Below are 12,587 nucleotides of genomic sequence, written 5' to 3' on the forward strand. Positions count from 1 at the left end.
GCGGGGCATCTCGACTTCGCTCGATGCGAACGGCAAATTGAAGGAAGGAGGACTGCCATGCCCAAGCTCGATCTCGACGCCATCCCGCAAACCAATGTCACCGGCTATCCCGCACCCTATGACGCGCCCGTCGAAGGCCGCTGGTACCGCCGCCTCGCGCCGCCGACGGGGCTCAGCGATTTTGCCGCGAGCCATGTCGTGCTCAAACCCGGCGCCTGGTCGTCGCAGCGCCACTGGCACGATGGCGAGGACGAGATGCTGGTGATGATTTCGGGCGAGGCGGTGCTGGTCGAGGATGACGGGCGCCACCCGATGCGCGCGGGCGACATCGCGGTGTGGCCGAAGGGCAGCACCAACGGCCATCACCTGATCAACGAATCGGACGCCGACTGCGTCTTCGTCGCGCTGGGCGGCGGCAAGCAACATGACACCGGGGGCGGCTATTCGGACATCGACATGATCTTCACGCCCGATGGCTATTTCCACAAGGACGGTACGCCTTATCCGACCAGCCGGATTCCCTAGCGTATCTCGAAACTCAGCAAGGTAAAGCGGGCCGGGCGCGTCGCAAAGACGCCGTGCCCGCGTCCGCCCGCCGATCCGAACACCAGCCCGATCCGGCCCATATCGTCGAGCGCGACATCCATCGCCGCGCGATGGGTCGAGGCGCGGTCGGCCATCACCGAACTCCAGTCGGGGTCATCGAGCCGGACGATCATTTCGGCCTCGCCCGGTGCGAGCGCATTCATCGTCGCGACCGGCGCATACCAGCGATAATATCGATATGCGCCCTTCGCGGTCCAGCTATCGCCGCGGCGCTGCATATAGAGCGCAACGGTCGCGGTGCGGTCCGGATATTGCTGCGGCACGAAGCGGGTGCCGGGTGCCGCGTCGATGCGGTAACGCACGACGAGCCGCGACTTGCCGCGCAGCGATCCCGGGTCGAAAGTGACATAATGAACGTGCCCGGCAGCGGCATCGGGCGCCGGAAAATCGAAAGCCCAGCCACCGCCGCGTGTCGGATAGGGCGCGGCGGGCATCCCTTGCGAATAATTCTTGCCGCGGATGACCGGGCCGATTTCCCAGCTTTGGGCGCCCGGCATCGCCGCGCTCCCGGCCGCGGGAAGCGCGAGGGCGAGGACGGCGAGCGAGGCGATTGGGCGTTTCGTCATCGCCCCCGAATAGCAGGCAGGCCGCGACCTGTCCTGAACGCCCGGTTCATTGCCGCGCCAGCTTCGCTTCAACCTTCGATCGGCCCTTCGAACTGCTCGATCACCCAATCCTCGGCCTGCGCGCCGCCGATCCATTCCTGCATGCACGGATGGCTGATCACCGCCTGCGCATAGGCGGCGGCAAAGCGCGGCAGCGGGATCGAATAGGTGACGAAGCGCGTCACGACCGGCGCGAACATGATGTCGGCGGCCGACCAGTCGCCGAACAGATAATCGCCTTCGCCGCCGAACCGCGCGCGCGCCTCGGCCCAGATCTGGAAGATACGCGCGACATCGGCCTGCACTTCGGGCGACAGTTCGGCCGCCGGATAGATGCGCCGGATATTCATGCTGTGGTTGCGGCGGAGCGCGGCAAAGCTCGAGTGCATTTCGGCCGCCATCGACCGCGCCATCGCGCGCGCCGCCATGTCCGCGGGCCAGAAATGCTTCGTCCCGCCGGTCTTTTCGTTGAGATAATCGACGATCGCGAGGCTGTCCCACACGACGATATCGTCGCCGTCCCACAATATCGGCACCTTGCCGCCCGACGGCGCAAATTCGTCGCCCTCGCGCCGGTTCGACCAATCCTCGTCATAAAGCGGGACGGTGACTTCCTCGAAGGGCAGGCCGCTGTGCTTCGCCGCGAGCCAGCCGCGCAGGCTCCAGCTCGAATAGGCCTTGTTACCGATGAATAATTTCATGGGGTCTCCAAAATCCTCCTCCTGTTTGCGGGAGGGGCGAGGGGAGGGCCTGTCCAGACCCCGTTCGGAAGGTAACATGCCCTCCCCCAACCCCTCCCGCAAGCGGGAGGGGAGCGGATCAACTCTCGACCGCCTCCAGCACCGCGGTGCGCAGATCGGCGATGCCCAGCCCCTTTTCGCTGCTCGTCGCGATCACCTCGGGGTGCGCGGCGGGGTGCTTGCGCGCCTCCGCCTCGGTTGCGGCCTGAACCTCGGCGAGCGCGCTGGCCTTGATCTTGTCGGCCTTGGTCAGCACGATGCGGTAACTCACCGCCGCCACGTCGAGCATTTCGAGGACTTCGCGGTCGACGTCCTTGATCCCGTGACGGCTGTCGATCAGCACCAAGGTGCGCTTCAGCACCGCGCGGCCGCGCAGATAATCGTTAATCAGAAAGCGCCATTTCCGGACGACATCTTTTGGCGCCTTGGCGAAACCATAGCCGGGCATGTCGACGAGGCGGAACACCAGGGGTTCGCCGACATCGAAATAATTTAGTTCCTGCGTTCGCCCCGGCGTCACCGACGTGCGCGCCAGGCTGTTGCGGTTGGTGAGCGCGTTGAGCAGCGACGATTTGCCGACATTCGACCGTCCCGCAAAAGCGATTTCGGGCATCGACGGCGCGGGGAGATGCTCAAGCGCCGGGGCCGATTTCAGGAAGCTAATCGGCCCCGAAAACAGCTTGCGCGCCCGCTCGGCCCGATCGGGATCGGTCCCCGGATCAGCTTCGACGCCGCTCACTTCGCGGGCGCCGCCTTCAGCGCCGGGAATTTGCGATACATCCACTGCTGCTGTCCGATCGACAGGATATTGTTGGTGATCCAGTAGAGGAGCAGACCCGCCGCGAACGGCGCCATGATGAACATGAACAGCCACGGCATGATCTTGAACACCTGCTGCTGCACGGGGTCGGTTGCTTGCGGATTGAGGCGGAACTGCAGCCACATGGTAATGCCGAGGATCACCGCGAGCACGCCGATCGACAGGATCGACGGCGGGGTGAAGGGCAGGAGGCCGAACAGGTTGAGGATATGCAGCGGATCGGGCGCCGACAGATCCTTGATCCACAGGATGAACGGCTGGTGCCGCATTTCGATCGTCAGCATCAGCACCTTGTAGAGGGCGTAGAAGATCGGGATCTGGATGACGATCGGCAGGCAGCCGGCGAGCGGATTGATCTTCTCGTCCTTGTAGAGCTTCATCAGCTCCTGCTGCATCTTCGGCTTATCGTCCTTATAGCGCTCCTGCAGCGCCTTCATCTTCGGCTGGACGAGGCGCATCTGCGCCATCGACGAGAATTGCCGGTTGGCGATCGGGAACATCAAGAGGCGGATGATCAAGGTCAGCGCCATGATCGCGACGCCGAAATTGCCGACCTGCCTGAACAGCCAGTCGAGCAGTTTGAAGATCGGCACCTCGAAAAATTCGAACCAGCCCCAGTCGATCGCGTTCGACAGGCGCGTGATGCCTTGGTCATCCTGATATTGCGACAGGATGCTGACCTCTTTGGCGCCAGCGAAGATGCGGCTGGTGGTCGACACCTGCTTGCCCGGCGCAACCTGCGTAAAGTCGCGCGCGAAAAGCGTCTGGTAATTGTTCGCGGCGGGCGAACTGATCGCGGCGGTCACGCGCTCGCCCTTCGCCGGCACGATCGCGGCGAGCCAATATTTGTCGGTAAAGCCGAGCCATCCCGCCGAGTTATAGCGCACGGTGCGGTTCGGCGCTTCCTCAACATCGTCATAGTCGGTGTCGAACACCGACTTGCCGTCGAGATAGCCGGTCGGGCCGACGTGGATCGTCCAGCTGTCCTGCTCGTGCGGGTCGGTCGGCTTGCCGAGCCGGTCGATCAGCGCAAAGCTGCTCGCGCTCACCGGCGCGGCGCCGGTGTTAGCGATCGTCTGCTTGGCCGTGATCAGATAATCGGCGTCGATGCTATATTCGATGCGGAAGGTCTGGCCGGTCGTGTTCGCCCAGCTCAGCGTCACCGGCGTCGTCGGGGTCAGCTTGGTCCCGCTCGCGGTCCACACCGTATTGGCGTTCGGTACCGCGATGCCCTGCGCCGACCAGCCGAGGCTCGCGAAATAGGCTGCGGGCGTCCCGCCGGGCGCGAACAGGCGCACAGCGGGCGAATCCTTCTTGATCGTCTGGCGATATTTGCTGAGCGTGATGTCGTCGACACGCGCGCCGACAAGGTTGATCGATCCCTTGATCGCGGGAGTCTCGATCGGAATGCGCTGCCCTTCGGCAAGCACCGCGTCAACCGGACGGATTGCCTGCGGCGCGGCTGCTGCGGGCGCGCCCGGTGCCGGCAGCGCGCTCGGCTGGCCCTGCGTCGCGGGTGTTGCGGCGGGAGCGCCGTTGGCGCCCGCGACCGTTTTGGTCACGTCGGGTTTGTCGGGCGTCGGGAAAAATTTCTCGGAGACGAAATTCCAGCCGATCAAAATGGCCACCGACAGCAAAATTGCCGCGATCATGTTCCGCTTGTCGTCCACGCTCTTCGGTCTCTCTTCGTGTCAAAAATGTCGGGATGGGCCGTCTAGGCTGTGTCGTCATTTCGCTCGTGGTGAGCCGAAAATGGTGGATTCTCGGGACCCGGAGCGCAGCGTACGATCAGTACGTGAGCACCGGAAGCCCGGGAATCCGCCATTTGCAGGCCGCCATGGGCGGAATGGCGATACAGCCTAAGGGACGGGGTCGTAGCCATGGCCTCCCCAAGGATGGCAGCGCAATAGCCGCTTTGTCGCCAGCCAGCCACCCTTGATCGCACCATATTTCCGGAGCGCGGTGATCGCATAGGCGCTGCACGACGGTGCATAACGACAGGTCGGCGGCAGGATACGCGACGGGCCGAGCTGCCAGCCGCGCGCGATCAGGATGAGCAATTTCGCGATCATGGGAATAGCCCGGAAAACTGCGCAACTTCACCCGTGATCGCCGCTTTTCTCCCTTCGTCACCCCGGACTTGATCCGGGGTCCATGCAACGGCCGTGACTATGGACCCCGGATCAAGTCCGGGGTGACGATAAAAAGAAAGGGAGGGAATGGTCACGCCTTCGCCGCCAGCTTCTTCGCCGCGCGTTTCAGCGCCGAATCGAGATGCTCGCCCAATTCGGCAAACGGCATGTCGTTGGCGCCGGGGCGGCCGATCAGCACATGGTCGGCGCCCGATATGCCCGATTCGGGAAGCGCGGCGCGCGCGAGTTCGCGAAAGCGCCGCTTCATCCGGTTGCGCGTGACCGCGTTGCCGACCTTCTTGCTGACCGTATAGCCGATGCCCAGCGCCTCCTCTTCGTCGCCGCGATGACGGACGAGCAGGACGAAGCCGGGCATGGGAAAGCGAAGGCCGCGGTTCGCGGCCAGAAATTCGCTACGTTTCGAAAGCGTTCGCACCAGACGCGCTGGCGGCGAAGCGTTGGCGATCAGGCCGACAGCTTCTTGCGGCCGCGGGCGCGACGGTTGGTGAGAACCTTGCGGCCGCCGACGGTTGCCTTGCGGGCGCGGAAGCCGTGACGGCGCTTGCGCACGAGGCGGCTCGGTTGATAGGTGCGCTTCATCGCGGTTTTCCCTAGATCTCGTCAAATGCTGCAACAGAAAAGGGCCGCCAAGCGTGGGCGGCCACTGTTGGAGGCGCGGATAAGCAAGAGTCGGTGGAAAGTCAATCGCCATCTAGCTTGTCCAGCGCACGCCGCGCCCGGCGCCGCGCGGCGCTGACACGGCGCATGATCCGGTCGGCCCAGTCGCCATAGCGGGGGTGGCGCCATTTGAAGCGGACATAGGCGCGCTTCGCCCAAGCGCTGTTTTGCAGGCACAGCATCAGCCCCAGCGGAAAGACGATCAGGAATCCGGGGCCGGGTAGCGGCCCGATCGCGACGCCCGTGATCATCAGCAGGATGCCGAGCGCGAACAGCGCGGTGCGCATGTGCGCGTTCGACCGCAATCGCTGATAGAGGCTGCGTTTCGCCATGAGGGCGATGTGGGGCAGCGGGCGGCGTGTTACAAGGCTAAAGCAGCTTGAAGCGCGGTCGATGAAATGGCGAACGCAGACTTTGCAGGGCAAGCTGCCGTTTTCCATCATCGTCATCCCCGCTTTGACGGGAATGACGATGTCATGTGTGGCAATGCCGGTCGATCAGTCCGATCACCTGACGCCGATACACGCCAACTCCGCAAGCCGCGTACGGTGGGCGCCTAGCAGTTGCCTTTAACTCCGTCGGCACAGTCGCCAACGGACTCGACGTCTTTTCCGGCACCTTCGACGGTGTTGCAGGCCGACATCAGCAGCATCGAGCTGCCAATTGCGAAAATTGTCAGAAGCTTTTTCATCATGTCTCTCCGACAGCGAGGGCGAACCACCCTCTATTGAGGCGGAACGGCTGTGCGCAGCGATTGTTCCGCTGCGCCGGCGTCACGTTAGCCGAAGCGTTCGAAATGATCGTCAGGCCGGGAAAAGGCGCGGCGACGCTGTTCAGTCGAGCGCGACGAAGCGCGCCATATCATCGCGGGTCAGGTAACGGACGTCGTCGAACGGGGTCGCGTTGGTCAGCGCGTAAAAGGCGCGTGCCTTCGCGGCGTCCATTCCCATTTCGCGGTAATAGCCCAGATATTCGGCGTGGACGGGGTCGCTCGCGGGATAGTCGTTCGCCTCGCGGCCATATTCGTCAGCCCAGCTATGCACGCCGAATTCGGCGTCGGGTGCCGCGCGGCGCGTGGTGCCCGCCAGCCAAAGCTCGACCGCGCCCGATCGGATCGATCCGCCCGCGGGGACGACCGTTTCCATGCCCTGCCGCCGGATCGCGCGCGCGAGGATCAGGTTTGCTTCCTCGTCGAGGCTGCCCGGACAGTCGACCATCTCGAGCCGCTTGAGCCCCGGAAAGGCCGCGAGCATCGCCGCGAACTGGCGCGGGGTTGCCGAGGTGACGTCGCCCGCCATGCGGACGGTCGCGCCGTCGATCACCGCGAAAGGCCCGAAGCGCGCTTTCGCATGGCCGAGCGTCGCGAGCGTCGGCGCGGGTGCGTAACGCCGCGCCGCCGCGAAATCGGCCTCTTCGGCGAGCGCCTCGTCGTCGAGCAGCGCGGCATCCTCGTCGATATAGTCGGCGTCGTCACCGTCGCTGTCGTCGGTATAAGTCCACGTCACCGTCGTCGTGGTGATCGTCACCACCTGCTGCGCGTGCGCCGGCGCGAACGCCAGCACCGCCGCGAAAACGGCGACGATGAGCGTGCGGAGCAAGGCGGACGGCGCAACCATGAACCCGCCTTCGCGCGGGCGCGATGATCAACCGGCAAACAGGCAATGTCAGCGGCCCGTTAACCCCGTTTCGGGACGCCCGCCTTCAATCGCGATCGGGGGCGCCGAGCGGGAAATAGGCGCGGTACGGCCGCGCCTCCTCGACGCAGCGCGATATGCTCGGATGCGCAAGCAGCCGCGCGCGATAGGCGCGCAGATTCTCGTATTTTTGGGGGATCGGGTGCACCCAGTCGGCATAGAAGAGCGACGGGGCCGCCGCGCAGTCGGCGAGGCTGAAGCCATAAAGCGTCGCCCAGCCGCCGCCCGCCAGTTCGCCGTCGAGCCAGCCATAGATGGTATCGAGCGCCGCCTTCGACTGTTCGACGATGACCGGGACATGATTTTCGGGGCCGCGAATCGCGTCGGCGACGACCGCCTGCATCCGGCCCATCACATGATTGTCGAAAATGCGGTCGAACAGCCGCACCTTCAGTGCCGCTTCGAAATCCTGCGGGATCATTCGCGGTTCGGGCGTCAGATGGTCGAGATATTCGATGATGATCGACGATTCGAACCAGGGCACGCCGTCGTGGACGAGCAGCGGGAATTGCCCGACCGGCCAATGCGCCCTCAACTCGGGCATATGGTCGGGGAAGGCGGGATCGACTGAGCGATAGTCGAATCCGATCCCCTTTTCGTACAGCGCGATCAGCACTTTCCACGTGTAGGAGGAAAAGGGGTGGCCATAGAAAATCAGCATCAACGGGTATCCTTGCGCGTCAGCAAGGCAAGCGGCCAGCCGACGAAGAAAATATGCGGGAAGAGCGCGATGGCGCCCCTCACGAGGTCGGTCGGCGGGAAGGGCGTTCCGAAGCGCAGTGGCAGCACTACGCCGTTCATGACGATATAGAGCAATAGGCCGTAGAGCGTGCCCGTCAGCCACCAAGGCCATGCGGTGAGCGCGCTCCAGCGCCGCAGGGCGAAGAACCACGCCGCGACCATCGCGCCCATGATCGCATAATGCGTCGCCAGCCCCGCGATCGCGCCGCCGAAGCCCCAATCGCCGGCGCCGTCGCCGAACGGCCCTGTGGCAACGCCGCGCAGCATGCCGCCGACGCTGCCGCCCGCGAGCACGCTCCACACCATCGCATAGGCGATGTCGAGCGTGCCGCAGAGCGCCCAGGCGAAGAGCGCCGGGCTACGCCGCACCAATTTCTTCGCCCCGCACCGCCGCCTCGATCGCGGCGATGTCGATCTTTTTCATCGTCATCATCGCGTCGAACGCGCGCTTCGCGACTTCGGGATCGCCGCCCATCGTCGCATCGGTCAGCACGCGCGGGGTGATCTGCCAGTTGAGGCCCCATTTGTCCTTGCACCAGCCGCACGCGCTTTCCTTGCCGCCATTGCCGACGATCGCGTTCCAGTAACGGTCGGTTTCCTCCTGCGTGTCGGTGTGGACCTGAAAGGAGAAGGCTTCGCTGTGCGGAAAGATCGGGCCGCCGTTAAGCCCGACGCACGGGACGCCGAGTATGGTGAAATCGACCGTCAGCGCGTCGCCTTTTTTGCCGCCGGGGAAATCGCCCGGCGCCTTGTGGACCGCGCCCACGCTGCTGTTCGGGAAGGTCGCGGCATAGAAATTCGCCGCCTCCTCGGCATCCCTGTCGTACCAGAGGCACAGGCTCACGGGCTGGCTTGTCGGTTGGTTCGTCATCGTCACTCTCCTGTATTTTTCTTGGGGGAATAAGCCTTGCGCGGGCCGACGAAGCCGATGGCCGCGCCCAGCGGGTCGATCGCGTTCATCGCATATTCGCCGCCGGGGATTTCCATCGGTTCGTTGGTGATCGTGCCGCCGTTCGCGGCCACGGCACCCCGTGCGCGGTCGATGTCGTCGACGCCGATATAGAAATTCCACACCGGCGCCGGATAACCGTCCATCAGCGGCATCACCGCGCCCAGCCCGACATCGCCGCGCTGGATGAAGCGATAGGAACCAAGCTCGCCCATCGGCATCGCGCCTTCCTGCCCCCAGCCGAAATGCTTTTTATAGAAGGCGATGGCGGCATCGGGATCGCTCGTCGCCAGTTCGTTCCAGCGGACATGCTGCGCCTCGGTCACCGAAAACACGTCGCTCTCGCCGCCGCCTTCGGGCGGGATCGGGTCCATGATATAGAAGGGCGCGCCCTGCGGGTCGCTGACCATCGCGATGCGCCCGACGGGCAGGTCGGTCGCGGGCATGTGCACCGCACCGCCGTCGGCCTCGATCGCGTCGATCGCCTTGTCGACGTCGGCGACATGCAGATAGCCGAGCCAGCCCGGCCGCGCCCCGCCTGCGAGCATGTCGGCGTTCAGCGCGAGCACGCCGCCCGCATGGCCGCCGTCGGCGCGTACGATCATGCGGTAATCCATCGCGCCCGCCGCGGGATCGCGCTCCGACGCGATCGTCCAGCCGGTGACCGCGCCGTAAAAGCGCGCCGCGCCGGCCGGGTCGGGGGTCATCAGTTCGTACCAGATGAAGTTCGATGCTTCGCTCATCGTCTTTCTCCTCGGTTGGTGTCAGTAAGTCAGGCTCGGGAACCAGTCGCCGCGCCCCTCGGGCGTCATGTCGAGCAAGCCCCACAGTGGATCGACCAGATCGCCCGCACGGTGGTGCTGGCCGGGATCCTCGGGCGCATAGGCCATCTCGCTGGCCCAGAAATGGCGGATGGTTTCGCCGTCGCGCCGAAAGACGTTGAAGATCGTCTCGTCCCAATTCTCGCCGGGCTTCATGCCATGCTCGACGCGCTTGGCGTCGCCCAGTTTCGACGTGTCGCCGAAATAATCGGCCGAATAGCGCCCGTCGACGTCGGACAGAAAGATAAGGTGCGGCCAGCGGCGCTGCTTCGCCCAGGCCTCCAGCCGCGCGATCGGCGATTTGGCGACGACATAGAAGGACGCGCGTTGGCCGACATGGCGCGCGCTGCCGTCGATCGCGTCGAGCATATGGGTGCAGCCGTTGCACGGCTTGTCGCGCTCGGGCCCGAACATATAGCTTTGCAGGATGATGCTCGGCTTGCCGTCGAACAGCGCGGACAGCCTCACCCGCTCGGGGCGCTGATGCGCGCCGATCCACTCGAAACTGTAATCCTCGGGCACCGCGCCGCCCGGCGGCAGCGCGCGGCGCTTCGCCGCGACCGCCTCGATCTGGCGGCGAAGCGCGATTTCGTCGGCGAGCAGCGCAGCGCGCGCGGCCCGATATTCGGCGCTTTCGTTCGGGAAAGACAGATGTTCGATAGCCGTCACCGCGCAAATCCTTTCGTTGCCTCGATCGGCGGGGCGCGAAAGCCCATCGCCGCCCATGCCTTCAGCAGCCGCCAGAGGAACCTGCCCGACGGTGTCCGGTAATTGGGGATGTCGTCGGGCAGGTCGACGCCCGCGGGCCGGTCGCCGACGATTGTCCGCATTTCGGCCGCCGGCCGCGCTTCGGCGGCGATGCGGTCGGAATAGACGCTGAGCCAGTGCCCCTTGGTGAATTCGAGCGCGATCGGCGCATTGCAGCATCGCGCGACGAAGCGCCGCGTCGGCGACTCGGGCTTCAGCCGGTGCTCGCTCAGCCGGTCGGACCCGGACAGCCACGCGAGCCGGTCCTTGCGCATCAGCACATAGGGCGTGCCGCCATCGGCGCCGACGACGGCGGGCGCGCCGGAGAGCGCTTCGAACGCATGCCCCGCCTGCTGGCAGCTATGGCAGTAACAGGTCGCCGCGACGATCGGCTTGCCCGTGAGTTCGAGGCTCACCGTGCCGCATTGGCATGCGGCGATCCGGTATTCGGATTTTTGTATATCGGACATCGGCTCTCTCCCAGTGATCCTCCCTGTCGCGAAGCGATGGGGAGGGGGACCATCCGAAGGATGGTGGAGGGGCTGAGGCAGTGCGTCGCGAGCCCCTCCGTCGGCGCTGCGCCGCTGCCACCTCCCCATGCCTCCGGCACAGGGAGGATCGGAGCATCACGCCTCGACGATCGGCGCGAAGCCGCCATAGATCATGCGCGCGCCATCGAACGGATTGGTTTCCGGGTCGTGCTTCATCCGCTCGTCGGTCATCATCTTTTCCCAGCCGGCGGCCCGCGTTTCCTTGTTCGGCCATTCGACCCAGCTGTAGACGACGCTCTCGCCGTCCTTCTTGTGCGCGGCGCGGGCATAGTCGGTTACCTTGCCGTCGGGGACATCGTCGGCCCACGCCTCGACGACGCGCGTCGCGCCATAATCGCGAAACACTTCGGACGCCTGTTGCGCCATCGTGCGATAGGCGTCCTTGTTGCCGTCGGGGACGGGAACGATATATCCGTCGACATAACCCATCTTGCCGTCGGCGGCATCGTCGACGATCGAATCGAACCCGCCGATGATCATGCGCTTCGCGTCGAACGGCATCGCTTCGCCCATGCTCTGCATGCGCGGATCGGCCATCATCTTTTCGTTCGCCGCGTCGCGCGTCGCCTTGTCTGGATATTCGAACCAACTGAATACGACGGTTTCGTCGGGCTTGGCCTGCACCGCGCCCTTGAAATCGTTGACCTTGCCGTCGGGGACGTCGTCGCCCCAGCATTCGACCATGCGCGCGACGCCGAATTCCTTGAACAGGGGCGCCGCGTCGGCGGCATGCTTGCGATAGGCTTCCTTGTTGGCGGTCGGCACCGCGACCACAAATCCTTCTACATAGGTCATCTTGTCTCTCCTTGGGGGGTGGGAGGGGGTTTCAGGCGGCGGGAGGACCCGCTTCTTCGCTGAAGGCGGCCAGTTGCGCGTCCATCGCGCGCTGGAAGGCGGGGCGGGCGAGGCAACGGTCCAGATAGGCCTGCAACCGCGGCTGCTCGGCGATCAGCCCGGCCTCGACGGCTTCGCGCAGCACGGTCGCCATCGCGATGTCGGCGACGGTGAACTCGCCCGTCAGATAATCCTTGTCGCCGATCGCGTCGTTCAGGCGGCCGAGCCGGCCCTGAATAAACTCGATCAGGCTCGGACGGCGCAGCTTCGCCCATTCCTCGTCGGTCGAAAAGATATCGACATTGCCGAGTTCGAACAGCATCGGCTCGACGCTGTTGTAGGCCGCGAACAGCCACGCGAGCGTGTTGGCGCGCGCCTGCGCGTCGCGGGGCATCAGCCGCGCATCCTTCTCGGCGAGGTGGAGCAGGATCGCGCCGCTTTCGAACAGGCGGATGCCGCCGTCGTTGAGTACCGGCACCTGACCCCATGGCTGGAACAGGAAATGGTCGGCGGGCCGGTTGATCGCGCTGATCAGATGTTCGGCATAGTCGAGCCCGATTTCCTCGCACGCCCAGCGCGGGCGCAGGTCGCGGACATAGCCGCGCGCGAAATCGGGGACCCAGTCGAAGGCGGTGACTTCAAGGCTGCTGTCGGGATTGACGGGCATGG

The 12,587-nt window shown here is 65.0% G+C and carries 19 protein-coding genes and 1 pseudogene; 1 reads left to right on the forward strand and 19 read right to left on the reverse strand.

Annotated elements, in window-relative coordinates:
• The first annotated feature begins 57 nt into the window (after nucleotides 1-57).
• The gene (locus tag HDC35_RS11795; RefSeq protein ID WP_184646957.1) at nucleotides 58-525 is read left to right on the forward strand and encodes a cupin domain-containing protein; all 468 of its coding nucleotides are present in this window, start codon (nucleotides 58-60) and stop codon (nucleotides 523-525) included.
• On the opposite strand, the gene HDC35_RS11800 is transcribed toward HDC35_RS11795, so the two are convergent.
• The 19 genes and pseudogenes from HDC35_RS11800 to HDC35_RS11885 form a co-directional block, all read right to left on the reverse strand.
• A complete protein-coding gene (locus tag HDC35_RS11800; RefSeq protein ID WP_184646959.1) occupies nucleotides 522-1,172 on the reverse strand; it encodes a hypothetical protein in 651 nt (216 codons plus the stop codon). The genes HDC35_RS11795 and HDC35_RS11800 overlap by 4 nt on opposite strands.
• A 68-nt stretch (nucleotides 1,173-1,240) precedes the next feature.
• Entirely contained in the window at nucleotides 1,241-1,912 is a 672-nt protein-coding gene (locus tag HDC35_RS11805; RefSeq protein WP_184646961.1) for a glutathione S-transferase family protein, read from the reverse strand.
• Nucleotides 1,913-2,030: 118 nt separating this feature from the next.
• On the reverse strand, nucleotides 2,031-2,690 hold the full coding sequence (gene yihA / locus HDC35_RS11810; RefSeq protein ID WP_184646963.1) for a ribosome biogenesis GTP-binding protein YihA/YsxC: 660 nt from the start codon (nucleotides 2,688-2,690) through the stop codon (nucleotides 2,031-2,033).
• Complete coding sequence (gene yidC, locus HDC35_RS11815; RefSeq protein WP_184646965.1) at nucleotides 2,687-4,441, reverse strand: membrane protein insertase YidC; 1,755 nt, start codon at nucleotides 4,439-4,441, stop codon at nucleotides 2,687-2,689. The genes yihA and yidC overlap by 4 nt, the downstream gene beginning before the upstream one ends.
• 189 nt (nucleotides 4,442-4,630) lie before the next feature.
• Nucleotides 4,631-4,843: a membrane protein insertion efficiency factor YidD gene (yidD, locus tag HDC35_RS11820; protein WP_058804967.1), complete on the reverse strand. Its 213-nt coding sequence runs from the start codon at nucleotides 4,841-4,843 to the stop codon at nucleotides 4,631-4,633.
• Nucleotides 4,844-4,994: 151 nt separating this feature from the next.
• A complete protein-coding gene (gene rnpA / locus HDC35_RS11825; protein WP_184646967.1) occupies nucleotides 4,995-5,339 on the reverse strand; it encodes a ribonuclease P protein component in 345 nt (114 codons plus the stop codon).
• 29 nt (nucleotides 5,340-5,368) lie between these two features.
• Nucleotides 5,369-5,503 carry a 50S ribosomal protein L34 gene (rpmH, locus tag HDC35_RS11830; RefSeq protein ID WP_184646969.1) on the reverse strand — a complete coding sequence of 45 codons (135 nt, stop codon included), beginning with the start codon at nucleotides 5,501-5,503 and terminating at the stop codon, nucleotides 5,369-5,371.
• A 101-nt stretch (nucleotides 5,504-5,604) separates the two neighbouring features.
• Nucleotides 5,605-5,913, reverse strand: coding sequence for a PGPGW domain-containing protein (locus HDC35_RS11835; RefSeq protein ID WP_260397690.1), 309 nt, complete (start codon nucleotides 5,911-5,913; stop codon nucleotides 5,605-5,607).
• 224 nt (nucleotides 5,914-6,137) lie between these two features.
• Nucleotides 6,138-6,275 carry an entericidin A/B family lipoprotein gene (locus HDC35_RS11840; protein ID WP_184646971.1) on the reverse strand — a complete coding sequence of 46 codons (138 nt, stop codon included), beginning with the start codon at nucleotides 6,273-6,275 and terminating at the stop codon, nucleotides 6,138-6,140.
• A gap of 139 nt (nucleotides 6,276-6,414) precedes the next feature.
• Nucleotides 6,415-7,197 carry an alpha/beta hydrolase gene (locus HDC35_RS11845; RefSeq protein ID WP_184646973.1) on the reverse strand — a complete coding sequence of 261 codons (783 nt, stop codon included), beginning with the start codon at nucleotides 7,195-7,197 and terminating at the stop codon, nucleotides 6,415-6,417.
• A gap of 85 nt (nucleotides 7,198-7,282) precedes the next feature.
• Nucleotides 7,283-7,936: a glutathione S-transferase family protein gene (locus HDC35_RS11850; RefSeq protein WP_221438230.1), complete on the reverse strand. Its 654-nt coding sequence runs from the start codon at nucleotides 7,934-7,936 to the stop codon at nucleotides 7,283-7,285.
• Complete coding sequence (locus HDC35_RS11855; RefSeq protein ID WP_311770767.1) at nucleotides 7,936-8,385, reverse strand: hypothetical protein; 450 nt, start codon at nucleotides 8,383-8,385, stop codon at nucleotides 7,936-7,938. Before HDC35_RS11855 ends, HDC35_RS11850 begins: the two co-directional genes overlap by 1 nt.
• Nucleotides 8,375-8,887 (reverse strand): VOC family protein, encoded by a 513-nt coding sequence (locus HDC35_RS11860; RefSeq protein WP_184646981.1) that lies wholly within the window; start codon nucleotides 8,885-8,887, stop codon nucleotides 8,375-8,377. The genes HDC35_RS11855 and HDC35_RS11860 overlap by 11 nt, the downstream gene beginning before the upstream one ends.
• A 2-nt stretch (nucleotides 8,888-8,889) precedes the next feature.
• On the reverse strand, nucleotides 8,890-9,708 hold the full coding sequence (locus HDC35_RS11865; protein WP_184646983.1) for a VOC family protein: 819 nt from the start codon (nucleotides 9,706-9,708) through the stop codon (nucleotides 8,890-8,892).
• Nucleotides 9,709-9,729: 21 nt separating this feature from the next.
• A complete protein-coding gene (locus tag HDC35_RS11870; RefSeq protein WP_221438231.1) occupies nucleotides 9,730-10,455 on the reverse strand; it encodes a DUF899 family protein in 726 nt (241 codons plus the stop codon).
• Nucleotides 10,452-11,003, reverse strand: a complete 552-nt coding sequence (locus HDC35_RS11875) for a GFA family protein (RefSeq protein WP_184646985.1) — start codon at nucleotides 11,001-11,003, stop codon at nucleotides 10,452-10,454. Before HDC35_RS11875 ends, HDC35_RS11870 begins: the two co-directional genes overlap by 4 nt.
• 156 nt (nucleotides 11,004-11,159) lie before the next feature.
• Nucleotides 11,160-11,513, reverse strand: a complete 354-nt coding sequence (locus HDC35_RS19660) for a DUF1428 domain-containing protein (RefSeq protein ID WP_260397712.1) — start codon at nucleotides 11,511-11,513, stop codon at nucleotides 11,160-11,162.
• 69 nt (nucleotides 11,514-11,582) lie between these two features.
• Nucleotides 11,583-11,879, reverse strand: a pseudogene (locus tag HDC35_RS19665) (DUF1428 domain-containing protein); the annotation flags it as partial.
• Nucleotides 11,880-11,910: 31 nt separating this feature from the next.
• Complete coding sequence (locus HDC35_RS11885; RefSeq protein ID WP_184646989.1) at nucleotides 11,911-12,585, reverse strand: glutathione S-transferase family protein; 675 nt, start codon at nucleotides 12,583-12,585, stop codon at nucleotides 11,911-11,913.
• Between the last annotated feature and the right edge of the window lie 2 nt (nucleotides 12,586-12,587).

It is taken from the genome of Sphingopyxis sp. JAI128, from assembly GCF_014207235.1.
Classification (GTDB): domain Bacteria; phylum Pseudomonadota; class Alphaproteobacteria; order Sphingomonadales; family Sphingomonadaceae; genus Sphingopyxis.